Below are 26,055 nucleotides of genomic sequence, written 5' to 3'. Positions count from 1 at the left end.
AAGCAAAAGCGAATTAAGGCAGCGATATGGCGTGTATTGCGAGACTTTGAATCTCGTTAAATCAATATCTTACCTGAATCGCTAATTCTCGTTAAGGAATTATTAATATATTTAAAGGGCTTGTAGGCACATTCGCAATCTCGATTCGGAATTGTTTTAGGACTTTTCAGCGGTCTCCAGCATTGTTGGGATTTGACCCGCCGCCTTTTTTTGGCCTAAAAATTCCAAAACCTTGAATTCGATTGAGCGACTGTAGGACGTGTGATTTTGATCTTCGTCCTCTTTGACTTGCACCGCAGTCAGACGTTCGCGCACATCGTTCCAGATGTGTTCGCCTGAATGGATGACTGGATCAGTTAAGGGTCCTAACATGAGACTGAGCCATTGACGCGCGCCGCGAAGTGGAAATTGCCCGCTCTTATCGGGCTGGTGATTGCGCCTTTCGTGGTGACCGGTTGCACGACAACCGGAACCTCGGGAAAAGCCAATTCGGAAAAGACGGCGGCAAGCCACGTCAAATCCGTCAATGGCGTGAAGACCTACACCTACACCGCACGGGACAAGAATTGCCTTGAACGTGCGATGTTCTTCGAATCCAATCGTTCGAGTTCCGACGGTCTTCTGGCTGTTGGTACGGTCGTCATGAACCGTCTCGCGTCGGGACGTTATCCGGATACGATTTGCGGTGTCGTCGGTCAGAAGAACCAGTTTGCGCCCGGTGTGCTTACCCGCCAGATGAATTCCAAGGCGCTGCCTGATGTTCAGGCCGCTGCCGACGCGGTTCTGAAGGGTGAGCGTCATCCGAAGCTCAAGAACGCCATGTTCTTCCACACGGCGGGTCTGAAGTTCCCTTACAACAATATGCATTACGTGCTCGTAGCCGGTGGAAATTCCTTCTACGAGAAGCGCAATCGCGACGGTTCGCTGCAAAATCCGGTTCCGCAGGAGCCATACAATCTGGCTATGGCCTATTCGCCGCAATCGCCTTCCGTTCCGCAGGATCCGTCTTATGACGTGACCCTGCCGCAGACCGGTCCAGTTCCGGGAACGGAACCGACCGTTCAGGTGGCACTCGCGGAAGCGGCAAAGGCTCAAAGTGTGGAACAGAGCACTGGTGCTGGTCCGCAGGCCCGTGGCGAACGACTGGCACGCCATCGCGGTGTGGCTGCACCTCAGCAGGAACAGCATATGCAGGTGGCTTCCTACCAGCCGCAATTCGATACGACAGCCCCGCAGCCGACATCGCTTGGCTATGCTCCGGCAAGCCAGAAGCAGGCTGACGCCATTGGCGCGCTTCTTCTGTCCCAGGACCGTCCAGAAGCACCGCTATAAGAGGCGATTTTACAATCAGATAATCTGCAACGCCGGTCTGGTTCTACCTTACCGGCGTTTTGATTTTTCTGGCTGATTGTCGTCGCTTTTCGGCGAAAGTTTCAGCGATAGATCGGGCGATAGATCACCATCGGAGTGTCGTAGAAATCGACCTGATTCTGCCAGGCACGCCGGTCAGCTCTGCGATCGAGGTCCAGTCGCATGAGACAGTTGGCGAAAGCGTCAGTTTTGGCCTTGAAGCCATAGCTGCGGCAGGTCTGTTCGTCGGCCGCACGACGTTGTTCAGGTGTCATGGTCACGCAGCCCGCCAGAAGGCCGATAACGCCCAGCAAAATAAGCATTTTCTTATTCATTACTGTCTGCTTTCTCCTGCAACTGACTGCAGAATTACTATACTGCAAAGGCAGGAAAAAAGGTGGTGAAATTATGCCGTCTGATAAACTGTCGGTGATTCCATATCCAAAAAGGTCTTCCACCCATGGCTCATGAACAGCTGAACCCAGTCATCGATCCGGTGAAACTCGAACGTCTCGCGGAAGTCGCCGTTCGCGTTGGTCTGCAATTGCGCGAGGGGCAGGATCTCGTCATTACCGCACCGGTCGTGGCCTTGCCGCTGGTTCGCCTTATCGCCAAGCATGCTTACAAGGCTGGAGCCGGACTGGTAACGCCATTCTTCGCGGATGACGAATTGGCGCTTGCGCGTTACGAGAACGCATCCGACGCGAGTTTCGATCGTGCGGCAAGCTGGCTCTATCAGGGAATGGCGAAGGCCTATTCGAATGGCGCTGCCCGTTTGGCCATTGCAGCTGATAATCCGATGCTCCTCTCCAGCCAGGACCCGGCCAAGGTTTCACGCGCCAACCGGGCCAACTCGAAAGCTTATCAGCCGGCTCTCGAAAAGATTGCCGGTTTCGATATCAACTGGAACATTGTCTCCTATCCCAATCCGGCATGGGCGAAGCTTATGTTTCCGAACGAACCGGCGGACATCGCGACCCGCAAGCTGGCCGATGCGATCTTCGCGGCTTCGCGCGTCGATGTCGACGATCCGGTCGGCGCATGGGCGGCACACAATGCAGCGCTTCGCACCCGCACCCGCTTCCTGAACGGCAAGGCTTATAGCGCCCTGCATTTCAAAGGTCCGAACACCGATCTGACGGTCGGACTTGCCGACGGTCATGAATGGCACGGCGGCGCGTCTACGGCGAAGAATGGGATTACCTGCAATCCGAACATTCCGACGGAAGAAGTGTTCACCACACCTCATGCACTACGGGTCGAGGGCTATGTGACGAGCACCAAGCCTCTGTCGCATCAGGGCACATTGATCGAGGATATCGCGGTTCGTTTTGAAGGTGGACGAATTGTCGAGGCGAAGGCAAGCCGCGGTGAAGAAGTGCTCAACAAGGTGCTGGATACGGATGAAGGTGCCCGTCATCTGGGTGAGGTGGCACTGGTGCCGCATTCCTCGCCGATCTCGCAGAGCGGGCTTTTGTTCTACAACACGTTGTTCGATGAAAATGCCGCAAGCCACATCGCGCTTGGCCAGTGCTATTCCAAGTGCTTTATCGACGGCGCAAAACTGACACCGGAACAGATTAAGGCGCAGGGTGGCAATTCGAGTCTCATCCATATCGACTGGATGATTGGCTCCGGCCAGATCGACGTCGATGGCATCAATGCGGATGGAACCCGAGAGCCAGTGATGCGCAGCGGCGAATGGGCCAACTGATTATCGCGAATAGAAAAGGCCGGGAATTCCCGGCCTTTTCATTGCATCTGTGAGGTCAGTTCTTTTCCTGAACGTGGGCCTCAAGGAACCACAATGCCTTGTCGAGACCACGGGAAGCGGCGGTAAAAATATCCGCCGTATCGTCGTCACCTGCATCATCTGCATCCTTGATCGACTTGCGCACAAGATTGGCAACGTCGCCATAACGCTCGATCAGTGCAAGCAGATGATCGTGAACGGCATAGATGTCGGTTGGATAAGGCTTGAGCTTGCTTTCCTTGGCCACGACCTGCGTGGTGCCATAGGCCGTTCCGCCGATCTGCACGGCACGCTCCGCAATCGTGTCGACATGTTCATCGAGATCGGCGCGGAAGCCATCGAGCATTTCATGAACGGCGATGAACTGCGGTCCCTTGAGGTTCCAGTGTGCCTGCTTGGTGATGAGGGCAAGATCGATTGTCGCGGCTAGATTTTCGTTGAGCAGCGCGATCATTGTCGTCTTCGTATTGGAAGGAAGATCGTTGCGGGTTGCATGCATCGACTTCTTGGACATTTTATCCTCATATCCTGTTGTTCGATCCGGCTTGGAGCGGCTGGGAGATGTCGCTTATGGTCACGGGTGGGTGTTCCAAACGCAAATGAACCCGCCAGATCATTGTAAGGCTCGATTGCTGAATGGGCCTTGTCGCCGTCAGGACAAAGCAAAAACGTTGCCGCACCCGGTTTTCAAACGTATATCGCCAAGTTTTGTTCCGCGAGAAGGGCTAAAAAACGAAACTGATCCAGCCTTTGGACAAGACTTGGCTTGTCGCGAGGTAAAATCTGATTTACCCGGTTGCGCATGAAGATACTTGCGCTTGATACTGCCGCTTCGTGGTGTTCCGTTGCCGTCTACAATGCCGACGGCGATGTCGTGCTTGCCGATGTGAGCGAAAACATCGGCAAGGGACATGCGGAAGTATTGATGGACTATATCGAACGTGCTGTGACTGAGGCGAAACTGTCGCTCCGCGATATGGATCGGGTAGCGGTCAATATCGGACCGGGATCGTTTACCGGCGTTCGTATCGGTGTCTCGGCAGCACGTGGCTTTGCATTGGCGCTCGACGTTCCTGCCATCGGCATAACGGCGTTCGAAGCGTTGGCTGCGGAAACACAGATACTGTCCCCGGAAAAGCCAATTCTGGTTCTCCTCGACGCGCATCGTGGCGAGATTTATGCGCAATCATTCGATGCAAAAGGGTTGCCGGGCGCGAAGCCGCTGGTTCTGTCGCGAGAGGAAGCGGAGGCTCTTGCTGTTTCTCAAGCGGAAAATACTGTTCTTGCAGGTTCTGCAGCCGCTGCGATCAATGACGTGCTTGGTGGCCGTTTCGAGTTGGGCCCGATAGAGCCAACCGCGAAAATCGGCATCTATGCGCGTCTGGCAAGCTTGCGCCAGCCGGGCGATGCGCCGAAGCCGCTTTACATGCGTGGGCCTGATGCGAAGCCGCAGGTCGGGTTTGCACTGCCGCGCAAGGCTACCGGAGAATAGCCGATGATGGGCTTGCCGTTTGGGCGTTTCGGTCGCAGACAAATCTCGGTGGAGCCGCTTGGCGCACAGGATAGTCATGCGATTCAGCGTATTCATGCAGTCGCTTTCCATCACGGCTGGAGTTCCGACGATTTCAGATCGCTGATCGCACAGGATACGGTTTTCGGTTTTGTTGCCCGTGCGAAAGGCAAACCGAACGATGCCTGTGGTTTCGTGCTGGCTCGTCTGGTGGCAGGTGAGGCGGAAATCCTGACGATCGCCGTCGCGCGTGATGTGCAACGCCAGGGCGTCGGGCGCGCGCTGATGGATGCCGTGTTGCGCCATCTCTATCAGGAGCGCGCTGAAACGCTTTTTCTGGAGGTGGATGAGGCGAATATTGCCGCCCAGACGCTTTATCGCCGTCTCGGCTTCCAAAAGGTTGGCGACAGACCTGCTTATTATGAAACCGCCAATGGGCGTTCGGCTGCACTGATATTGCGTCGCGACCTGAGTCGTACTCCGGCAGGGCTACGATGATCGGAGCAATCCGCATCTTTCTCGTCGTCGCGGCAATGGTCGCATTGAGCCTGTCGCTTATTCCAGTTCAGTATCTGTTGCTTAAGCTGAAGAACAACTGGAAGCGGCGTCTGCCGACCTTTTTCCATCGTATTGCTGCACGCCTGTTCGGTTTTCGCATCAAGACCGTCGGCCAGATGCACGAGGGCCGACCTTTGTTACTCGTCGCCAACCATACTTCGTGGAGCGATATTATTGTTCTGTCGACGGTCGGTCAGGTCTCCTTCATCGCCAAGTCGGAAGTCAGGAAGTGGCCTGTTTTCGGTATGTTCGCCGTTTTGCAGCGCACTGTTTTCGTGGAGCGGGAACGGCGGGGCAAAACGGGTGAACAGACATCCGAAATCGCAAGGCGTCTGGTAACCGACGACGCTATGGTGCTGTTTGCGGAAGGCACGACCTCGGATGGTAATCGCGTCCTGCCGTTCAAGACAGCGCTTTTTGGTGCCGCGCATGCCGCGATCAAGGAAGCCAATGTACCCGAAGTCGTGGTTCAGCCGGTTGCCATTGCCTATACGGGCGTGCATGGCATGGCCATGGGCCGTTATTTCCGCCCGATCGCATCATGGCCGGGCGACGTCGAGCTGATGCCGCACCTGAAAGGTATCTTGCATGAAGGCGCTATCGACGTTGAAGTGCGTTTTGGCGAGCCGGTCGTCGTAACGGCCAAGACAGACCGCAAGGCGCTGGCTCGCACAATGGAAAACCGTGTGCGCTCGCTCTTGCAAAGTGCGTTGCTGGGGCGCGAGATTCCCGAAGAGTGACAACTGCTCCATCGGGCGTTCAGCCAGTTGTTCAGCCAGTTGTTCAGAATGTCACCTTTCAAAATGGTCACAAAAGCTGTAGATAGCCGCGCATGAGCGACAATATTACCGATCTCGAGCCCACGGCAGAGCGCCCCAATGTGCGTAAGGTTTTCGTAAAAACCTATGGCTGCCAGATGAACGTCTACGATAGCCAGCGCATGGCCGACAGCCTTGCAGCGGAAGGTTATGTTGCGACCGATACGCCGGACGATGCCGATCTGGTTCTGCTCAATACGTGCCACATTCGCGAAAAAGCGTCGGAAAAGCTCTATTCCGCGCTTGGCCGTCTGCGCAAGATGAAGGATGCGCGTGAAGCGAATGGCAAGGAACTGACCATCGGTGTTGCGGGCTGCGTGGCGCAGGCCGAAGGGCAGGAAATCCTGCGCCGGGCGCCGAATGTCGATCTCGTCATCGGTCCGCAGACCTATCATCGCCTGCCCAATGCGCTTGCGCGGGTCCGCAGCGGCGAAAAGGTTGTTGAGACCGAATACGCTCTCGAAGATAAATTCGAACACCTGCCGTCTCCCAAGCGCGAGGAAACCCGCAAGCGCGGTGTTTCTGCCTTCCTCACTGTGCAGGAAGGCTGCGACAAGTTCTGTACCTTCTGCGTGGTTCCCTATACACGCGGCTCGGAAGTTTCGCGCAGCGTGAAGCAGATCGTGGCAGAGGCCGAGCGCCTTGCCGACAGCGGCGTGCGTGAACTCACCCTGCTTGGCCAGAACGTCAATGCCTGGCACGGCGCTGGTGATGATGGTCGCGAATGGGGCTTGGGCGAACTCCTGTTTCGCCTGGCGCGCATTCCGGGCATTGCCCGGCTTCGTTATACGACCAGCCATCCGCGCGACATGGACGACAGCCTGATTGCCGCCCACCGTGATCTGCGCCAGCTGATGCCCTATCTGCATCTGCCGGTACAATCCGGTTCTGACCGCATTCTCAAGGCGATGAACCGCCGTCACAAGGCGGATGAATATGTGCGTCTGATCGAACGCATCCGCGAAGTGAGGCCGGATCTGGCCCTGTCGGGCGATTTTATCGTCGGCTTCCCCGGTGAAACCGATCAGGACTTCGAAGACACGATGCGGCTGGTGCGCGACGTCAATTACGCGCAGGCCTATTCGTTCAAATATTCGCCTCGCCCCGGCACGCCGGGTGCCGACCTCGACGATCATGTCGAGGAAGCGGTCAAGGATGAGCGCCTTCAGCGCCTTCAGGCTCTCCTGTCCGAACAGCAATATGCATTTCAGGATTCCATGATCGGTCGCGAGATGGATGTGCTGCTTGAAAAGCCGGGTCGTGTCGCAGGCCAGATGGTGGGCCGTTCGCCATGGCTCCTGCCTGTCATCATCGATGACAGCAATGACCGGGTCGGCGACATCATTCATGTGAAAATCACATCCACAGGGACCAATAGCCTTATTGCGCAAAAACTGGCCTGAAGGCATGATGATGTCGAGGCAGAAAATTTCGGCGTATTGAGTCGCTTGCCGGTAATCCTGTCGAGACTTCGATTGCAATGCGTGAACGGTTTGCGTTCACGCATAATCTGGTCTGAAAAGTCGCAACTTTTCAGGATTGTGCTTTAAGGAGATACGGTTGAGCGCTACGGAAAAGCTGAAGTCTGCCAAGCCAACCAATCAAACGCAAAAAAGCCCGACGACCGGGGCCTCGGATATGGCCCACATCGTGCTCACCTTCGACAATAACCGTCTTGCCATCGCGCTTTACGGTCAGTTCGATGAAAATCTGGCCCGTATCGAACAGAAGCTTGGCGTGGATGTCCGCTCCAAGGGAAACCAGCTTTCGATCCGGGGGGAGCCGACCGCAACCGAGCAGGCGCGGCGTGCACTCGATCATCTTTATGAAACGCTGCAGAAAGGTCATGAGCTGACGACGTCGGATGTCGACGGCGCCTTGCGCATGGCAATCGCTGCGGACGACCAGCTGACGCTGCCGACTATGGAAAACAAGGGCAAGCTCTCTGCTGCCCAGATTTCCACGCGCAAAAAGACCATCTTTGCCCGCACGCCGACGCAGGATGCCTATATGCGTGCGCTCGACCGGTCGGAGCTGGTGTTCGGCGTCGGCCCCGCAGGTACCGGCAAGACCTATCTTGCCGTCGCCCATGCGGCGATGCTGCTGGAACGCGGCCTGGTGGAGCGCATCATCCTGTCGCGTCCGGCTGTCGAGGCCGGCGAACGACTGGGCTTCCTGCCGGGTGACATGAAGGAAAAGGTCGATCCCTATTTGCGCCCGCTTTACGATGCGCTTTACGACATGATGCCTGCCGAAAAGGTTGAGCGTGCCATTACGGCGGGTGTGATCGAAATCGCGCCGCTTGCCTTCATGCGCGGGCGCACGCTGGCACATTCCGCGGTCATTCTCGATGAAGCACAGAACACGACGTCCATGCAGATGAAGATGTTCCTGACCCGCTTGGGCGAGGGGTCGCGCATGATGGTCAATGGTGATCCGAGTCAGATCGATCTTCCGCCGGGCCAGAAATCAGGTCTCGTTGAAGCGCTTCGCGTGCTGGACGATGTCGAGGGCGTCATCAAGGTGCGCTTTACGGAGAAAGACGTTGTTCGTCATCCGCTGGTGGCGGCAATCGTCGGAGCTTACGACCGCGACGGCAAACAGCACGCGCGTTCGGAATGATCTTGCAATTGCCTATTGGAATCACGATTTAAGAAAAGCTGTCTGCCTTTTCGAGTGTGTCCCCAAAAGTGGGAACCGCTCTTGGCAGACAGCTTTCTTGTAACTGAAAGGATGATGCGGCTAGCCAGCACGGAGAGCCGCCGCAGAACGTGTCAAATAACGCGATCCATATCGATATCATGGTTGAAGCTGGCAACTGGCCGGATGAAACCGCCCTTGAAGGGCTCGTCAGAAAGTCGGTCGAGGCCGCCTGGGCCAATCTTGGCCTGAAAAGCGCGGCAAGCGAGCTGAGTGTTGTCTTCACCGACGATGCCTCGATCCAGACCCTGAATGCAGAATGGCGCGGCAAGGACAAGCCGACCAATGTGCTGTCGTTTCCTGCGTTTCCGGTCAAGGCCGGGGCGCAGCCGGGCCCGATGCTGGGCGACATCATCATCGCGCGCGAAACTGTCGAGCGTGAGGCCCGTGAAGAGGGCAAGCCGCTCGAAAACCATCTCGCTCACCTCGTCGTGCATGGCTTTTTGCACCTTTTGGGTTACGATCACGAAACCGATGCGGAAGCGGAGGTTATGGAGGGGCGCGAGCGTGAAATCCTTCATGCTCTTGCCATCCCCGACCCTTATGCTGTATCCGAATAAGACCTTAACAACGATTGACCATGGCTGATCAAACATCGCACCCCCCGTCCGCTGGCGAAAATCGCAGCGAGACTCAAGACGCCGAAGGGCAAAGTACGCAGCGGCCCGTAGTGGCCGAGAAGCGTTCCCTCTTGTCTAATATTTTCCCGTTCATGCGCTCGCGCCAATCATCTTCTCTGCGCGAAGATCTGGCCGATGCCCTTTCCAGCACGGCAAGCGAACAGGATTCAGCATTCTCGCCTGAAGAAAAGGCGATGCTGCATAACATCCTTCGCCTGCGCGAGATTCGCGTCGAAGACGTGATGATTCCGCGCGCCGATGTCGAGGCAGTGGAAATTTCCACACCGCTCTGGGAAGTGCTGGAGCTTTTCGAAAAATCCGGCCATTCGCGTATGCCGGTCTATGCCGAGACGCTGGACGATCCGCGCGGCATGATCCATATCCGTGATGTTCTCAATTACATTACCAAGCAGGCCCGCCAGAAGACCACGCGCCGTAGCAGCGCGCGCAGCAAGGCGACGGCCGAAGACAAGGCCGCCAAATTCGACATGGGCCGGATCGATCTCACCAAGACGATCGGTGAACTCAATCTCATGCGCAAGGTTCTGTTTGTGCCGCCATCCATGATGGCAAGCGGATTGATGGCGCGCATGCAGGCGACCCATATCCAGATGGCGCTGGTCATTGATGAATATGGCGGTACCGACGGTCTGGTTTCACTGGAAGACATTGTCGAAATGGTTGTCGGTGATATCGAAGACGAGCATGACGACGAAGAAATCATGATCGCCGAAGAAGCCGATGGCGTGTTCGTTGTCGATGCGCGCGCCGATCTGGAAGAGCTGGCCGCGAAAATCGGCCCATCCTTCGAAGTCGGCGAACATGGCGAGGATGTCGACACGGTCGGCGGCCTCATCTTCTCGGTCCTGGGGCGTATTCCGGTTCGCGGTGAAGTGGTGCAGGCTATTCCGGGCTATGAATTCCATGTGCTGGAAGTCGATCCTCGCCGGGTGAAGAAAGTGCGTATTGTGCCGCTTTCCGCAGCTGATCGCCGTCGCCAGCAGCGTGCTGTCGTATCCGCCAAGCCGGGTGACCAGCCTATAGAGGCTGAAGCCACAACCGACGCTCCTAAAGAGGCCTGATGATCGAAAGGCTGGCGGGGAAAATCATTCTTTCGAGCGGCTGGCGTCGAGCGTTGGCCGCTTTCCTGAGCGGTGCCTTCGCCACGCTGACCCAGCCGCCCTTCGATGGTTTTGTGGCGGGTTTCGTTTCTTTCCCCATTTTGGTCTGGTTGATTGACGGGGCCATTGCGAAAGCGAATGCCGGGCCGGTTCGCCGTCTGTTGCCAGCGGCCATGGTTGGCTGGTGGTTTGGGTTTGGCTATTTCGTTTCCGGACTGTGGTGGATTGGAACGGCGCTGCTGGTTGATGCAGACCAGTTTGCCTGGGCCTTGCCGCTGGCGGTTCTAGGCCTCCCTGCATTTCTGGCTCTATTCTATGCGTTTGCAGCCATGGTTGCGCGCATCTTCTGGTCGGACGGCTTGGGGCGTATCTTCGCGCTAGCGTTTGGCTTTGCGCTGGCGGAATGGCTGCGTCTTTTCCTGTTCACCGGTTTTCCGTGGAATGCGATCGGCTATGCCATCATGCCGACGCCGCTGCTGATGCAATCGGTTGCCGTGCTCGGTCTGATCGGGATGAGCGCATTGGCCGTCTTTGTCTTTGCCGCACCGGCTCTGCTGATTGGTGGGCGGTTTGCCAAGACGGGCATTGTTCTCGCCCTGTTGGTGGTAGCAGTGCATGTCGGGTTCGGTGCCTGGACGCTTTCAAAAGCGCCGGCGATCGGTGAAGAAAAAGGAGCGCTCGCGGTTCGCATCGTACAACCGTCCATCGCCCAGACCATGAAGTGGGATAATGCGGAGCGCCGGTCTATCTTCGACAAGCTGGTGTCGCTGACGGGCGAAGCGCCAGCGGAAGGCAAGCCGAAACCCGATGTGGTCATTTGGCCGGAAACGGCTGTTCCCTATATTCTCACCTCGACGCCCGAGGCTCTGTCCCGCATCGGCGAGGTTCTGAAGGACGGGCAGATGCTGCTCACCGGTGCCGTTCGTGAAGAGAAGGCATCAGGGGGCGGCGAGCCGCGCTATTATAATTCAATTTATACGATTGATGATCGTGGTGTGATTGTCGATGCCGCCGACAAGGTGCACCTCGTCCCCTTTGGCGAATACCTGCCTTATGAGAGTTTTTTGCGCAGGCTTGGACTTCAGGAAGTGGTGGAGATGCCGGGCGGATTTACCGCCGGTGCGTCGCGTCGGGCGCTGAACGTCAAAGACGGTCAGACCTTTCTGCCGCTGATCTGTTACGAGGCCATTTTTCCGGATGAGCTTGGATATACGGGCCAAAGAGCCAGCGCCATCATCAATGTGACAAACGACGCATGGTATGGCGATACGCCGGGTCCGTACCAGCATTTTCGCCAGGCACAGGTTCGCGCGGTGGAGCAAGGGCTCCCCCTCATCCGTGCAGCCAACAATGGTCTTTCAGCTGTCGTTGATGCTTATGGTCGAATCACCGACGGCCTTGCGCATGACGCTGTCGGGGTCGTTGACGCTTACCTACCGTCATCTCGTGCACCATTTTGGGGCACGCCACATGGCTCACGACAATCTCTGGTAGCGCTGTTAACCTTACTCGTGTTGAGCATGGCTTTCCGACTGCCAATCGGCAGGCGTTTTCATTGACAGACTAATATTGTTACGATGTTATGGCGCGGCGGCGACGGTTTTTGCGGAAAATCGTCAGACTACCTCCCAAAACTTATTGTTATCGCTGTTCAGATGAACAGAGCATGAATGGAAGCTCGCAGCTGCGAGGAGTGACAGTTGTATGATTGAGAATAAAAAGAAGCCCAACCCAATTGACGTGCATGTCGGCAGCCGCATCCGTCTTCGCCGTAACATGCTGGGCCTCAGTCAGGAAAAACTTGGCGAAAGCCTTGGAATTACGTTTCAGCAGATCCAGAAATACGAGAAAGGCACCAACCGCGTCGGTGCAAGCCGCCTTCAGGCGATCTCGGCAATTCTCAATGTCCCGGTTTCCTTCTTTTTTGAAGACGCACCAGGTTCCTCGAACCAGGCCGGTTTTGCGGAAGACAATGAAGCAACCTATGTGGTCGATTTCCTGAATTCCAACGAAGGTGTTCAGCTGACCCGCGCCTTCACGAAAATTTCAGATCCGAAAGTGCGCCGCAAGATCATCGATCTCGTGAAGTCGCTCGCTGCGGACGCTGACTGATTTCATATCTCGAAAAGTGCAGCAGACGCGGGACATAGACATGTCCCGCCGGTTTTTGCGATTTACAGTGCCTGAACAGGCAGAAAATGCCATCCGGAATGAATTTTCCCGCTGATGCGCTGTCGCAACAAGAATATGCATTGACGGTTTAATCCCAACTTCGCTAACACATTACCGTGCCCGGAACGCTGAAAGCCTGTTCCGGGCGCTACTGTGTTTCCATGGCGGAGATATTCTCCGTTGGATTTTCAAGAGGGGTTACCCGTGTCGCGCAGTTCTTATCTCTTCACCAGCGAATCTGTGTCCGAAGGACATCCGGACAAGGTTTGCGACCGCATCTCCGATGAAATCGTGGACATGATCTATAAGGAAGCGCGTCGCACCGGCGTTGATCCCTGGTCTGTCCGTGTTGCCTGCGAAACGCTTGCCACCACCAATCGGGTGGTCATTGCCGGCGAAGTGCGCGTGCCGGATACGTTCCTGAAGAAGAATAAGGACGGCACTGTCGCCCATGATGCTGCAGGACATCCGCTGATTAATCCTTCGCGTTTCCGGTCGGCAGCCCGCAAGGCGATCCGGGAAATCGGTTACGAGCAGAACGGTTTCAACTGGAAGACGGTGAAGATCGACGTGCTTCTGCATCCGCAGTCCGCCGATATCGCGCAGGGCGTGGACAACGCCGCCGATCGTCAGGGCGAAGAAGGTGCAGGCGATCAGGGCATCATGTTCGGTTATGCTTGCCGCGAAACCCCGGACCTCATGCCGGCCCCGATCTATTATTCGCACAAGATTCTCGAAAAGCTCTCCGAAGCCCGTCACAAGGGTGAAGGCGATGCAGGCAAACTCGGCCCCGACGCCAAGAGCCAGGTCACCGTGCGTTACGAGAACGGCAAGGCCGCTGAGGTCACGCAGATCGTTCTATCCACACAGCATATGGATGCGAGCTGGGATTCGAAAAAGGTTCGGTCAGTTGTCGAGCCTTATATCCGTGATGCACTCGGCGAGCTTCCGATCGCAGCCACTTGCAACTGGTACATCAATCCGACCGGCAAGTTCGTCATCGGCGGACCGGACGGCGATGCTGGTCTGACTGGCCGCAAGATCATCGTGGATACCTATGGCGGCGCCGCTCCGCATGGCGGCGGCGCATTTTCGGGCAAGGACACGACCAAGGTGGATCGCTCCGCCGCCTATGCCGCGCGCTATCTCGCCAAGAATGTCGTTGCTGCAGGTCTTGCCGACCGCTGCACGATCCAGCTTTCCTATGCCATTGGTGTGGCACAGCCGCTTTCGGTTTATGTCGATCTGCATGGCACCGGCAAGGTGGCCGAATCTGCGGTCGAAGAAGCGCTTCGCGAGGTCATGGACCTGTCGCCGACCGGCATCCGCAAGCATCTCGACCTCAACAAGCCGATCTATGCCAAGACCTCGTCTTACGGTCATTTCGGCCGCAAACCGGGCCGTGACGGTTCTTTCTCCTGGGAGAAGACGGACCTGACCAAGGCTCTGAAGGCCGCGGTGGCGTAACTTTCCTGGCGGAAAGTTGCATCGCAAGCCGCTTGGCGTTATGTGTCCCGACGATTTTCGAGGAGCGCGGTCTTGGATCGCGCTCTTCTGTTATTGGAGCGCATCCCGAAAAGTGTGAAACGGTTTTCGGGCTAGATGCGCGTCAAAACAAATAAATAGAACACCGATATGATGCCGACGGATAAAATATGACCGAAGAATCTCATCCTCTGCGCGGTGCCGGAAATTTCTTCGGCCGTCGCCACGGCAAGCCTTTGCGAAGCCACCAGAAGAACCTGTTCGAAGATCTTCTGCCCCGCCTCAAGATCAACGTCGAAAACCCGGCGCCACAGGATCTGCGCACGCTCTTTGAAGCGAAGGTCGATGCAGTGCGTCTGGAAATCGGTTTTGGCGGCGGTGAGCACCTGCACCATGAGACAGGCCGTTATCCGCAAACGGGTTTCATTGGCGTCGAGCCTTTCATCAACGGCATGGCCAAGATGCTGGCGGCATTGGATGGCGAACCGCGATCGAATCTGCGTCTCTACGACGAGGATGCAACAGCGGTTTTGGACTGGCTACCGGATGCTTCCTTGTCGGGTATCGATCTCTTCTATCCCGATCCATGGCACAAGCGTCGCCACTGGAAGCGCCGTTTCGTCAGCGATGCCAATCTCGACCGCTTCGCCCGTGTCCTGAAACCCGGCGCAAAATTCAGGTTTGCTTCCGACATTGAACATTATGTCAACTGGACGCTCCAGCATTGTCGCCGTCATCCTGCATTCGACTGGCAGGCAGAAGGCCCGTCCGACTGGAACCACGCCTATGAAGGCTGGCCTGGCACGCGCTATGAGGCAAAGGCTTTTCGCGAAGGACGCCGTGCAGCCTATCTGACCTTCATCCGTCGTTGAAGCTACCAGCAGCGAACGGAATGAATCGAACAGCAGAAGCGGTCTTGAAAAAATCCGCTTCCGCTGGTATATAAGTCTCAAATTCTTGGTCGTTTGAACAAGAGTGGGTCCACCCGGTCCCGCTCTTTTTTGTTACTTACGGCTAACTTGAAGGGGCTTTCCGGCCTTTTGAAAGGTTTTTAGGTTGACGGAACAGGTTCAGGCAAACGAAGCAGAAACGCTCGCAGCAGGCGCGGATGAACGCATCATTCGCGAGACGGGTATTGATGCGAAAGTGGCTTCCATCATCGAGCCCGTCATCAATACGCTGGGCTTTCGGTTGGTACGCGTGCGCCTTTCGGGGCTCAATGGCCAGACCTTGCAGATCATGGCCGAACGTCCCGATGGCACGATGACGGTCGATGACTGCGAACTGGTCAGCCGTACGGTTGCCCCGGTTCTCGACGTGGAAGATCCCATCAGTGGAAAATACCATCTGGAGATTTCGTCTCCCGGTATCGACCGCCCGTTGGTTCGCAAGTCGGACTTTGCCGATTGGGCCGGTCACATCGCAAAGGTGGAAACCTCCGTCGTGCACGAAGGCCGCAAGAAATTCCGCGGCCGCATCGTCCTGGGGGATGCGGAATCGGTCGTGATCGAAAGCGACCAGATTTCCTACGGCAGCGAACCTGTCGTGCGCATTCCATTCGATCTGATTTCTGATGCACGCCTCGTGCTGACCGATGACCTGATCCGCGATGCGTTGCGCAAGGACAAGGCTCTGCGCGAAGGCCGCATTCCCGGTGACGACCTCGGTAGCGAAGAAGCGGGCGAGCAGTCCGATGAAACCGCATCGGGCGAAGCTGAAGATAAAGAATAAGTTTCTGGCGTCCGGCATCTAGAGGAGCCGGGTGCGACACCAAGGAGAGTCCAATGGCAGTCAGTGCTAACAGGCTGGAGCTTCTGCAGATCGCCGATGCGGTCGCACGCGAGAAGTCGATCGACCGCGAGATCGTTCTTGCGGCCATGGCCGATGCGATCCAGAAGGCGGCGCGTTCGCGTTACGGCCAGGAAAGCAACATCCGCGCGGACATCAATGCGAAGTCCGGCGAGATCAAGCTGCAGCGCCTGCTCGAAGTCGTCGAGCATGTCGAGGATTACGCGACGCAGATTTCGCTCTTCACCGCGCGCGATCGCAACCCGGACGCACAGGTCGGCGACTTCATCGCCGATCAGCTGCCGCCGATGGATTTCGGCCGTATTGCTGCCCAGTCGGCAAAGCAGGTCATCGTGCAGAAAGTGCGCGAAGCCGAGCGTGACCGCCAGTATGACGAATACAAGGATCGCGTTGGTGAGATCGTCAACGGCACCGTCAAGCGCGTCGAATATGGCAATGTGATTGTCGATCTCGGTCGTGGCGAAGCCATCGTGCGCCGCGATGAGCTGATCCCGCGTGAAGCTTTCCGTTATGGTGACCGCATCCGCGCCTATGTCTACGATGTGCGTCGCGAACAGCGCGGCCCGCAGATTTTCCTGTCGCGTACCCATCCGTCCTTCATGGCGAAGCTCTTCACCATGGAAGTGCCGGAAATCTATGACGGCATCATCGAAATCAAGTCGGTTGCCCGCGATCCGGGTTCCCGCGCCAAGATTGCCGTCGTGTCGCGTGATGCGTCCATCGATCCGGTCGGCGCCTGCGTCGGTATGCGTGGCTCCCGCGTTCAGGCCGTTGTGGGCGAACTGCAGGGTGAAAAGATCGACATCATTCCGTGGTCGCCAGACGCTGCTTCCTTCATCGTCAACGCGCTTCAGCCAGCGGAAGTTGCCAAGGTTGTTCTCGATGAAGATGCTGAACGTATTGAAGTTGTCGTTCCGAATGACCAACTATCACTTGCAATCGGTCGTCGCGGTCAGAACGTGCGCCTTGCTTCCCAGCTCACCGGCTGGGACATTGACATCCTGACGGAAGACGAAGAATCCGAACGTCGCCAGAAGGAATTCACCGAGCGTTCGACGCTCTTCATGGATGCCCTCAACGTTGACGAGATGGTTGGTCAGGTTCTGGCCTCTGAAGGTTTCGCATCTGTTGAAGAACTGGCCTATGTCGAGCCGGGCGAAATCGCCTCCATCGATGGTTTCGATGAGGATACGGCTGGCGAAATCCAGGAACGTGCCCGCGAATATCTGGATCGCATCGAGAGCGAACAGGATGATCGCCGCAAGGAACTGGGCGTCGAAGACGAACTGCGCGAACTGCCGGGTATCACCACGGCAATGCTCGTGGCTGTCGGTGAAGACGGCGTCAAGACGATGGAAGACTTTGCCGGCTATGCCGTCGATGATCTGGTCGGCTGGCGTGAACGCAAGGACGGTGAAACCGTCGCTCATAGCGGTATCTTCTCTTCCTTCGATGTTTCGCGCGTCGATGCGGAACAGATGGTCCTGACTGCGCGTTTGAAGGCAGGATGGATCACGGAAGAAGAACTGGCATCGGCACAGGAAGAAGAAGCCGAAGTCGGTGAAGAGGAAGCTGCTTCCTAAGAAGCGGCCGGAATAAAAAGAGCCGCATGGCTTCTTACGTCTGGTGTAATTCAGGCGTAAGCTATGCGGCTCTTGCAATTCATCCCTGAAAAATGGTCGTCATTCATTCGAATTGATTGGCCAGTTCAGGTTTCGGACATGTTCCGGGTTGTGGTGGGGCTTATGCTCTGGTACAGCGCCCGCGTTACGTCCGACGTGCGGGCAGACCGCAATATGGCAAGACTGGAGTTCGCGTGGAGCAGGATATGAATGACAGAACCTGTATCGTCACGCGCGAAAGCGGTTCTGCCGATGATCTGATCCGTTTCGTGGCCGGTCCCGACGGTTCCGTGGTGCCGGACTTGAAAAGAACTCTGCCGGGCAGGGGGTGCTGGGTCAAGGCCGAGCGCCGTCTGGTGGATGAAGCGGTCAAGCGCAAGCTTTTTGCGCGGGCGCTGAAGGAAGGTGTAACGCCGCAGGCGGATCTTGGCGCGCTGGTGGACCAGTTGCTGACGAAATCTGCCCTTGGCAGCCTCGCCCTGGCTCGCAAGGCCGGGGCTGTGGTATCTGGCTCGACCAAGGTGGATCAGGCGATCCGCACCGGGACAGCCGCCATGGTGTTGCACGCAAAGGAAGCCGCCGCCGACGGCGTACGCAAGCTCGATCAGGCTCGCCGTGCCGTGGTGCATCTGGAGGGTCCGGAAATCCCTTCTTTCACTCTTTTTACGGGGGAAGAAATGGATTTGGCATTTGGGGGCGGAAATGTGATACATGCAGCCGTACTTGAAGGAAAGGCGGCGGCCGGGTTCGTAAAGCGGGCGCTTATGTTGCATCGCTATCGCGGTGAAAGCGCATCGGACCTGGATTAGAGCGCAACTCTGGAGGGGCCTGGCAGACCCCGGATCGGATTGCGCGTTGAGGCGGATGACTGGAGTTTTATCCAACATGACCCGGTCACGTTGGATAAAGCTCGAGTAGAGCGGCCGGAGCCGCGAAGGAAACGGAAACGTAATGAGCGATAAAACGAACGACGACAAGACGCTGAGCGTTAATACGAAGAAGACGCTGACCATGAAGCGGCCGGGCGTCGAGCAGAGCACCGTGCGCCAGAATTTCAGCCACGGCCGCACGAAGGCTGTCGTCGTTGAAACGAAAAAGCGCAAATTCTCGCGGCCTGACGAGAAGCCGGAAGTCGAGGCAGCGGCGCCGAAGCCAGCAGCTCCGGCACCTGCTGCTCCCGCGCCTGCGGCATCTACTCCTGCACCGGCACAAGCCGCGCAGCCTGCACAAGCCGCGCCGGTAGTGCGCGCGCCAGCACCAGCCACCCCGGCACCGAAGCCAGCAGCTCCTGCTGCTCCGGTAACGAAGCCGCATGTCGCACAGCAGCGCCCGGCACAACAGCGTCCCGGCGGCCAACAGGCACAGCGTCCGCGCCCGTCCGACCGCTCCGGCATGGTGTTGAACACGCTGTCGCGCTCCGAAATGGATGCACGTCGCCGCGCGCTCGAAGAAGCGCAGGTCCGTGAAGTTGAAGAACGCGCACGCGCTGTCGAGGAAGCCAAGCGTCGCGCCGAGGAAGATGCCCGCCGCGCCAAGGAACGTGAAGAATCTGCCCGTCGTCAGGCGGAAGAGGAAGCTCGCCTCAAGGCCGAGGCCGATGCCCGCCGTAAGGCCGAGGAAGAGGCTGCCAAGCGTATGCCGCAGCCGGAAGCCCGTACCGAGCGTCGCGACGATGCGCGCCCGGCACCGCAGGGCAATCGCCCGCAGCAGGCCGGTCGTCCTCAGGGCAATCGTCCGCCGCAAGGTGGCCGTCCGCAGCAGGGTGGTCCGCGCCCGGCTGCGCCAAGCCTTGCCGACGCTGCCCCGATCCCGGGCAAGCCGCTTCCGCAGAGCCAGCTTCGCAAGACTGTTGCATCTGATGATGACGACCGTCGTGGCGGTGGCCTGACTGCTGCCCGTCGCGGTGCTCCGGCCAAGCCGGAAGTTCGCGCGCCGAAAGTAGTCAAGACCGAAGATGATCGCCGTCGTGGCAAGCTGACCATCTCCAGCAATCTTGAGGATGAAGGTCGTTCGCGTTCGCTTTCGGCGATGCGTCGTCGTCAGGAAAAGTTCAAGCGTTCGCAGATGCAGGAAACACGCGAAAAGATTTCGCGTGAAGTGACCATTCCTGAAACCATTACGCTTCAGGAACTTGCACAGCGCATGACCGAACGTTCGGTCGATATCATCAAGTACCTGATGAAGCAGGGCCAGATGATGAAGCCGGGCGACGTGATTGATGCCGATATGGCGCAGCTCATTGCTGAAGAATTCGGCCATACCGTCAAGCGCGTTGCGGAATCGGACGTTGAAGAAGGCATCTTCGGTGTTGCCGACAACGAGGCTGCGCTGGTTTCCCGTCCTCCAGTCGTGACCATTATGGGTCACGTCGATCACGGCAAGACCTCGCTGCTTGATGCGATCCGTCACGCCAATGTTGTTTCGGGCGAAGCCGGTGGCATCACCCAGCATATCGGTGCTTATCAGGTCGAGCAGAACGGCCAGAAGATCACCTTCATCGATACGCCGGGCCACGCTGCCTTTACTGCAATGCGTGCCCGTGGTGCGCAGGCGACCGACATTGCCATCCTCGTGGTGGCTGCCGATGACAGCGTGATGCCGCAGACGATTGAATCGATCAATCATGCCAAGGCGGCAGGTGTTCCGATCATCGTGGCGATCAACAAGATCGACAAGCCGGCTGCCGATCCGCAGAAGGTTCGCACTGCTCTGTTGCAGCATGACGTCTTTGTGGAATCGATGGGCGGTGAAGTTCTCGACGTCGAAGTGTCGGCCAAGAACAAGCTCAACCTCGACAAACTGCTTGAAGCAATTCTGTTGCAGGCTGAAATTCTTGATCTCAAGGCTGATCCATCGCGTACGGCTGAAGGCGTTGTCGTCGAAGCCCAGCTCGATCGTGGCCGTGGTTCGGTTGCAACCGTTCTGGTTCAGACGGGTACGCTGCATCCGGGTGACATCCTCGTCGCCGGTAGCGAATGGGGCCGCGTGCGCGCACTGGTCAACGACCGTGGCGAGCATGTGAAGGAAGCCGGTCCTGCGATGCCAGTGGAAGTCCTCGGCCTTCAGGGCACGCCGCAGGCCGGTGACCGCTTTGCCGTGGTTGCCAACGAAGCCAAGGCACGCGAAATTGCCGAGTACCGTCAGCGTCTGGCACGCGACAAGGCTGTAGCCCGCCAGTCCGGCGCGCGCGGCTCGCTTGAGCAGATGATGAACCAGCTCCAGGTGTCGGGCACGAAGGAATTCCCACTCGTCATCAAGGGCGACGTGCAGGGTTCTATCGAAGCCATCACCAATGCACTGGACAAGCTCGGCACCGACGAAGTGCGTGCACGTATCGTGCATTCGGGCGCCGGTGGTATCACGGAAAGCGACGTGTCGCTGGCCGAAGCCTCCAACGCTGCGATCATCGGCTTCAACGTCCGCGCCAACAAGCAGGCACGTGACGCAGCCGATCAGCAGGGCATCGAAATCCGCTACTACAACATCATCTATGATTTGATTGATGACGTTAAGGCAGCGATGTCGGGTCTCCTGTCGCCGGAACGCCGCGAAACCTTCCTCGGCAATGCCGAGATTCTCGAAGTCTTCAACATCACCAAGGTCGGCAAGGTTGCCGGTTGCCGTGTCACCGAAGGCAAGGTCGAGCGTGGTGCAGGCGTCCGCCTCATCCGCGACAACGTGGTTATCCACGAAGGCAAGCTCAAGACGCTCAAGCGCTTCAAGGACGAAGTGTCGGAAGTTCCGGCCGGTCAGGAATGCGGTATGGCGTTCGAGAACTACGACGACATTCGCGCAGGCGACGTTATCGAAGCCTTCCGCGTCGAACACGTTTCGCGCACGCTTTAAGTACTATCCCGCCGGGCTGCCGAGAGGTGGCCCGGCTTTTCATTATCCGGTCCAGAGGGTCTGACTCCCAGCTGGATTGTGGTAAGTTGCGTATTATTACGCCTGCCAATTTGTAGTCATGTTGTCGGACAGTCCTTCGCGGCTGGATGCCGATTGGCGGCTGTTTATCGAGGATATAGCCATGGCACGTTCTCCAGATCCAAAAGGCTCAGGTGGCCTTTCCCAGCGCCAGCTTCGCGTGGGCGAGCAGGTGCGTCACGCATTGGCGCAGGTGCTTCAGCGCGGCGAAATTCGCGACGATCTTATCGCCCATACCGTGATTTCCGTCTCGGAAGTGCGTATGTCGCCCGATCTCAAGATTGCGACCTGTTTCATCACTCCGCTTGGTAACGCCGACACGCAAGCGGTTATCAAGGCGCTGGCTGCAAACGCAAAGTTCATTCGTGGTCGCATGGCGCCAAGCCTCAGCCAGATGAAATACATGCCGGAATTCCGCTTCCGGGCCGATACGAGCTTTGACAATTTTTCCAAGATCGATGCGCTGCTCCGCTCGCCGGAAGTCGCCCGCGATCTTGGGCATGACGATGAAGAAGACCGGGAGGCAGACAAGGCTTCCCGCAATGGAGACGAATAAAGCATGGCAAGACGGGGCAAGAAAAAAGGTCGTCCGATATCCGGCTGGGTTATTTTCGATAAGCCGAAAGGGATGGGATCGACCGAGGCGGTCTCGAAGATCAAGTGGCTGTTCAACGCCGAAAAAGCCGGTCATGCCGGTACACTTGATCCGCTTGCTTCCGGCATGTTGCCCATAGCGTTGGGTGAGGCCACCAAAACCGTGCCTTATGTCATGGATGGAACCAAGATCTACCGTTTCACGGTAAGCTGGGGCGAGGAACGCTCAACGGACGATCTGGAAGGTGTTGCCACCAAGACCTCGGATAATCGCCCGTCGCGCGCCGATGTCGAGGCATTGCTGCCGAACTACACCGGTGTCATTTCGCAGGTTCCACCGCAGTTTTCCGCCATCAAGATCGATGGCGAGCGCGCTTACGATCTTGCCCGCGAAGGCGAGACGGTCGAGATACCTTCCCGTGAAGTCGAGATTGACCGTCTGGAGATTGTTGGTATTCCGGATGCTGATCGCACCGAGTTCGAGGTCGAATGCTCCAAGGGCACCTATGTGCGCTCTCTCGCACGCGATATGGGCCGGGATCTCGGTTGCTACGGACACATTTCAGAGCTGCGCCGCATCGAAGTTGCGCCGTTCACGGAAGAAGACGCTGTAACACTGGCAGAACTTGAACAGGCTTGGCCGCCGCTTCCGCCCAAGGATGAGGATGGCAATGTCGTAGAGCCCACTCCGCGTCGCGACTTTTCGGCGATTGATGCATTGGTCATCGATACGGGAGCTGCTCTCGACTGTCTGCCGCAGGTGCCGCTTACCGACGATCAGGCGCAACGCGTGCGTCTTGGCAATCCGGTGATCCTGCGCGGACGTGATGCGCCTCTGGAAGCAGACGAAGCGTGTGTCACGACACGCGGAAAACTGCTCGCCATCGGTTACATCGAGCACGGACAGTTCAAACCGAAGCGCGTTTTCACAACGGGCTGACGTTTCGTCAGACGATCGCGATAAGGCGGCAAATTGAATTGAGACTGGCGTTCCCGCCAATTTTGCACTATATGCCCCTTCATCGATCATGCGTAAAAGCATGTCAGATCGTGTAAATGGCCCGCGCTGGACGACATCCCGGCCCGGGCGTCTGGTTTTCCTCTCATCTAGAAAGGGTGTTACGATGTCGATTACTGCTGAGCGCAAGCAAGCACTTATCAAGGAATACGCCACCAAGGAAGGCGACACCGGTTCTCCTGAAGTACAGGTTGCCGTTCTTTCCGAGCGTATCGCCAACCTCACCGAACACTTCAAGGGCCACAAGAATGACAATCATTCGCGTCGCGGCCTCCTGAAGCTGGTTTCGCAGCGTCGTCGCCTTCTTGACTACGTCAAGGGCATCGACCAGACACGTTACCAGGCGCTGATCGGCCGTCTCGGCCTGCGCCGCTAACGGTAAAATCGGGCGACGTATCCAAACGTCGCCCATTTGATTTATTCGGCATTTTGTCATGCGGATAGCCGCTTACAGATAAAATGCGACACTTGAGCATGTCTCCCAAAAGTGGGAACCGGTTTTGGGACGAAGACATGCGTAAAACCAAACAGATAGAGCGGAAGCGCGAACATATGTGAGCGCATCCGCTCTATCGGGCGATTGCCCGCTGGCATGAAACGACGCACCGGGTGCATTCCGTCATGCCGATGAAGAGCCAAAAGGCTCATGACCTGGACCAGTCATGGGGCAGGATTGCAGGCAGTTCGTGTCAGAGGATATTCGGGAGCGAATGTTCTGACACATAACGAACTTCCCGTTGTCTTGCCCGTGGCCCGTCCGCCAACCGAGGCGATGCCTTCAGGCGCTTTTGCGCGGCATCACCACATGAGGACAAGATATGTTCAATACCCATAAAGTAGAAATCGAATGGGGCGGTCGTCCGCTTACGCTCGAAACCGGCAAGATCGCACGTCAGGCTGACGGTGCAGTTCTCGCAACCTATGGCGAAACCGTTGTTTTGGCGACTGTCGTTTCTGCCAAGGAGCCGAAGCCGGGCCAGGATTTCTTCCCGCTCACCGTCAACTATCAGGAAAAGACCTATGCCGCTGGCAAGATCCCTGGCGGCTACTTCAAGCGTGAAGGTCGTCCGAGCGAAAACGAAACGCTCGTCTCGCGCCTGATCGACCGTCCGATCCGCCCGCTCTTCGTTGAAGGTTACAAGAACGACACGCAGGTTGTCCTGACTGTTGTTCAGCACGACCTCGAAAACAACCCCGACGTTCTGTCGATGGTTGCAGCTTCCGCAGCGCTGACCATTTCCGGCGTTCCTTTCATGGGGCCGATCGGTGGTGCGCGCGTTGGTTATATCAACGGCGAATACGTCCTGAACCCGAATATCGACGAAATGCCGGAATCGAAGCTCGATCTGGTTGTTGCCGGTACCGCCGATGCTGTGCTGATGGTTGAATCGGAAGCGCAGGAGCTTTCTGAAGAAGTCATGCTGGGTGCCGTTGTTTTCGGCCAGAAGGGCTTCCAGCCGGTCATCGACGCGATCATCAAGCTTGCTGAAGTTGCTGCCAAGGAACCGCGCGACTTCCAGCCGGAAGATCTTTCGGACCTCGAAGCCAAGATGCTGGCCGTTGTCGAAAACGACCTGCGCGATGCATACAAGATCACCGAAAAGCAGGCTCGTTACGTTGCTGTCGACGCTGCAAAGGCCAAGGCGAAGGCTCACTTCTTCCCGGAAGGCGTGGAAGAGCCGGAATTCTCGGCTGAAAAATTTGCGACCGTCTTCAAGCATCTGCAGGCCAAGATCGTTCGCTGGAACATTCTCGACACCGGCAGCCGCATTGATGGCCGTGATCTGAAGACCGTTCGTGCAATCGTTTCGGAAGTTGGCCTTCTGCCGCGCACCCACGGTTCGGCGCTGTTCACCCGCGGCGAAACACAGGCGATCGTTGTTGCCACGCTGGGCACCGGCGAAGACGAGCAGATGATCGATGCCCTGACCGGCACGTACAAAGAATCCTTCATGCTGCATTACAACTTCCCGCCATATTCGGTCGGTGAAACCGGTCGTATGGGTTCGCCGGGCCGTCGTGAAGTTGGTCATGGCAAGCTCGCATGGCGCGCTATCCATCCGATGTTGCCTGCTGCCGACCAGTTCCCGTACACGATCCGTTCGGTTTCCGAGATCACCGAATCCAACGGTTCTTCCTCGATGGCGACCGTTTGCGGCACCTCGCTTGCTCTGATGGACGCAGGCGTTCCGCTTGCACGTCCGGTTGCCGGTATCGCCATGGGCCTGATCAAGGAAGGCGAACGCTTCGCCGTTCTCTCCGACATCCTTGGCGATGAAGATCACCTCGGCGACATGGACTTCAAGGTTGCCGGTACTGACAACGGCATCACCGCACTTCAGATGGACATCAAGATCGACGGTATCACCGAAGAGATCATGAAGGTCGCTCTGGAGCAGGCCAAGGGCGGTCGCGTTCACATCCTCGGCGAAATGGCGAAGGCTCTGTCCACGTCGCGTGAAGAACTCGGCGAATTCGCTCCGCGCATCGAAGTGATGAACATCCCGACCGACAAGATCCGTGATGTTATCGGTTCTGGCGGCAAGGTTATCCGCGAAATCGTGGAAAAGACAGGCGCCAAGATCAACATCGAAGACGACGGTACGGTCAAGATCGCTTCGTCGAACGGTAAGGAAATCGAAGCCGCCAAGAAGTGGATTCACTCGATTGTTGCCGAACCGGAAGTTGGCGAAATCTACGAAGGTACGGTCGTGAAGACTGCTGACTTCGGCGCTTTCGTAAACTTCTTTGGTCCACGAGACGGTCTGGTTCACATTTCGCAGCTCGCTTCCGACCGCGTTGCCAAGACCACTGACGTGGTCAAGGAAGGCCAGAAGGTCTGGGTCAAGCTCATGGGCTTTGACGAACGTGGCAAGGTTCGCCTGTCGATGAAGGTTGTCGATCAGGAAACCGGCAAGGAAGTTGTTGCTGAAAAGAAGGCAGAAGCCGACGCTGAATAAGCGTTTCTGCTACTGTAAATCAATCGAAAGCGCGCTCTTGT

Annotated in this window: 23 protein-coding genes; 21 read left to right on the top strand and 2 right to left on the bottom strand. The window is 57.2% G+C overall.

Annotated features, from left to right (window positions below; translation table 11 throughout):
* Nucleotides 1-384: 384 nt before the first annotated feature.
* Entirely contained in the window at nt 385-1,332 is a 948-nt protein-coding gene (locus OANT_RS03945; RefSeq protein ID WP_010657757.1) for a cell wall hydrolase, read from the top strand.
* Nucleotides 1,333-1,433: 101 nt separating this feature from the next.
* Here the strand turns inward: OANT_RS03945 and OANT_RS03940 are convergent, their stop codons facing one another.
* Nucleotides 1,434-1,685: a hypothetical protein gene (locus OANT_RS03940; protein WP_040129057.1), complete on the bottom strand. Its 252-nt coding sequence runs from the start codon at nt 1,683-1,685 to the stop codon at nt 1,434-1,436.
* Between the two features lie 125 nt (nt 1,686-1,810).
* Here OANT_RS03940 and OANT_RS03935 point away from each other — a divergent pair, with 125 nt between their 5' ends.
* The gene (locus tag OANT_RS03935) at nt 1,811-3,064 is read left to right on the top strand and encodes an aminopeptidase (protein WP_012091006.1); all 1,254 of its coding nucleotides are present in this window, start codon (nt 1,811-1,813) and stop codon (nt 3,062-3,064) included.
* A 55-nt stretch (nt 3,065-3,119) separates the two neighbouring features.
* Here OANT_RS03935 and dps read toward each other — a convergent pair whose 3' ends face one another.
* Entirely contained in the window at nt 3,120-3,617 is a 498-nt protein-coding gene (gene dps, locus OANT_RS03930) for a DNA starvation/stationary phase protection protein Dps (RefSeq protein WP_012091005.1), read from the bottom strand.
* A gap of 288 nt (nt 3,618-3,905) precedes the next feature.
* On the opposite strand from dps, the gene tsaB reads away from it, so the two are divergent.
* The 19 genes from tsaB (at nt 3,906) to pnp (ending at nt 26,014) form a co-directional block, all read left to right on the top strand.
* Nucleotides 3,906-4,595 carry a tRNA (adenosine(37)-N6)-threonylcarbamoyltransferase complex dimerization subunit type 1 TsaB gene (gene tsaB, locus OANT_RS03925; RefSeq protein WP_012091004.1) on the top strand — a complete coding sequence of 230 codons (690 nt, stop codon included), beginning with the start codon at nt 3,906-3,908 and terminating at the stop codon, nt 4,593-4,595.
* A 3-nt stretch (nt 4,596-4,598) separates the two neighbouring features.
* On the top strand, nt 4,599-5,111 hold the full coding sequence (gene rimI, locus OANT_RS03920) for a ribosomal protein S18-alanine N-acetyltransferase (RefSeq protein WP_012091003.1): 513 nt from the start codon (nt 4,599-4,601) through the stop codon (nt 5,109-5,111).
* On the top strand, nt 5,108-5,911 hold the full coding sequence (gene olsA / locus OANT_RS03915; protein ID WP_012091002.1) for a lyso-ornithine lipid O-acyltransferase: 804 nt from the start codon (nt 5,108-5,110) through the stop codon (nt 5,909-5,911). Before rimI ends, olsA begins: the two co-directional genes overlap by 4 nt.
* A gap of 92 nt (nt 5,912-6,003) precedes the next feature.
* On the top strand, nt 6,004-7,392 hold the full coding sequence (miaB, locus tag OANT_RS03910) for a tRNA (N6-isopentenyl adenosine(37)-C2)-methylthiotransferase MiaB (RefSeq protein ID WP_012091001.1): 1,389 nt from the start codon (nt 6,004-6,006) through the stop codon (nt 7,390-7,392).
* Between the two features lie 157 nt (nt 7,393-7,549).
* Nucleotides 7,550-8,611, top strand: a complete 1,062-nt coding sequence (locus OANT_RS03905) for a PhoH family protein (protein ID WP_012091000.1) — start codon at nt 7,550-7,552, stop codon at nt 8,609-8,611.
* Between the two features lie 149 nt (nt 8,612-8,760).
* Nucleotides 8,761-9,249, top strand: coding sequence for an rRNA maturation RNase YbeY (ybeY, locus tag OANT_RS03900; RefSeq protein ID WP_012090999.1), 489 nt, complete (start codon nt 8,761-8,763; stop codon nt 9,247-9,249).
* 20 nt (nt 9,250-9,269) lie between these two features.
* Nucleotides 9,270-10,391: a hemolysin family protein gene (locus OANT_RS03895; RefSeq protein WP_012090998.1), complete on the top strand. Its 1,122-nt coding sequence runs from the start codon at nt 9,270-9,272 to the stop codon at nt 10,389-10,391.
* Entirely contained in the window at nt 10,391-11,989 is a 1,599-nt protein-coding gene (lnt, locus tag OANT_RS03890) for an apolipoprotein N-acyltransferase (protein WP_012090997.1), read from the top strand. Before OANT_RS03895 ends, lnt begins: the two co-directional genes overlap by 1 nt.
* A gap of 145 nt (nt 11,990-12,134) precedes the next feature.
* Entirely contained in the window at nt 12,135-12,542 is a 408-nt protein-coding gene (locus OANT_RS03885; RefSeq protein WP_010657769.1) for a helix-turn-helix domain-containing protein, read from the top strand.
* 264 nt (nt 12,543-12,806) lie between these two features.
* Nucleotides 12,807-14,069: a methionine adenosyltransferase gene (metK, locus tag OANT_RS03880; RefSeq protein ID WP_012090996.1), complete on the top strand. Its 1,263-nt coding sequence runs from the start codon at nt 12,807-12,809 to the stop codon at nt 14,067-14,069.
* Nucleotides 14,070-14,257: 188 nt separating this feature from the next.
* The gene (gene trmB / locus OANT_RS03875; protein ID WP_012090995.1) at nt 14,258-14,959 is read left to right on the top strand and encodes a tRNA (guanine(46)-N(7))-methyltransferase TrmB; all 702 of its coding nucleotides are present in this window, start codon (nt 14,258-14,260) and stop codon (nt 14,957-14,959) included.
* 184 nt (nt 14,960-15,143) lie between these two features.
* Complete coding sequence (gene rimP / locus OANT_RS03870; protein WP_012090994.1) at nt 15,144-15,818, top strand: ribosome maturation factor RimP; 675 nt, start codon at nt 15,144-15,146, stop codon at nt 15,816-15,818.
* 53 nt (nt 15,819-15,871) lie between these two features.
* The gene (gene nusA, locus OANT_RS03865) at nt 15,872-17,479 is read left to right on the top strand and encodes a transcription termination factor NusA (protein WP_012090993.1); all 1,608 of its coding nucleotides are present in this window, start codon (nt 15,872-15,874) and stop codon (nt 17,477-17,479) included.
* 233 nt (nt 17,480-17,712) lie between these two features.
* Nucleotides 17,713-18,327, top strand: a complete 615-nt coding sequence (locus tag OANT_RS03855) for an RNA-binding protein (protein WP_255411958.1) — start codon at nt 17,713-17,715, stop codon at nt 18,325-18,327.
* Between the two features lie 142 nt (nt 18,328-18,469).
* A complete protein-coding gene (infB, locus tag OANT_RS03850) occupies nt 18,470-21,364 on the top strand; it encodes a translation initiation factor IF-2 (RefSeq protein ID WP_012090991.1) in 2,895 nt (964 codons plus the stop codon).
* 181 nt (nt 21,365-21,545) lie between these two features.
* On the top strand, nt 21,546-21,998 hold the full coding sequence (gene rbfA, locus OANT_RS03845) for a 30S ribosome-binding factor RbfA (RefSeq protein ID WP_010657777.1): 453 nt from the start codon (nt 21,546-21,548) through the stop codon (nt 21,996-21,998).
* Between the two features lie 3 nt (nt 21,999-22,001).
* On the top strand, nt 22,002-22,976 hold the full coding sequence (gene truB / locus OANT_RS03840) for a tRNA pseudouridine(55) synthase TruB (protein ID WP_012090990.1): 975 nt from the start codon (nt 22,002-22,004) through the stop codon (nt 22,974-22,976).
* Nucleotides 22,977-23,160: 184 nt separating this feature from the next.
* Nucleotides 23,161-23,430, top strand: coding sequence for a 30S ribosomal protein S15 (rpsO, locus tag OANT_RS03835; RefSeq protein WP_012090989.1), 270 nt, complete (start codon nt 23,161-23,163; stop codon nt 23,428-23,430).
* A gap of 442 nt (nt 23,431-23,872) precedes the next feature.
* Entirely contained in the window at nt 23,873-26,014 is a 2,142-nt protein-coding gene (gene pnp / locus OANT_RS03830; RefSeq protein ID WP_012090988.1) for a polyribonucleotide nucleotidyltransferase, read from the top strand.
* Nucleotides 26,015-26,055: the final 41 nt, after the last annotated feature.

This window comes from Brucella anthropi ATCC 49188, assembly GCF_000017405.1.
GTDB lineage: Bacteria > Pseudomonadota > Alphaproteobacteria > Rhizobiales > Rhizobiaceae > Brucella > Brucella anthropi.
Note: the sequence above shows the minus strand (reverse complement) of the source record. Positions and strands in the feature narration are given on the sequence as shown.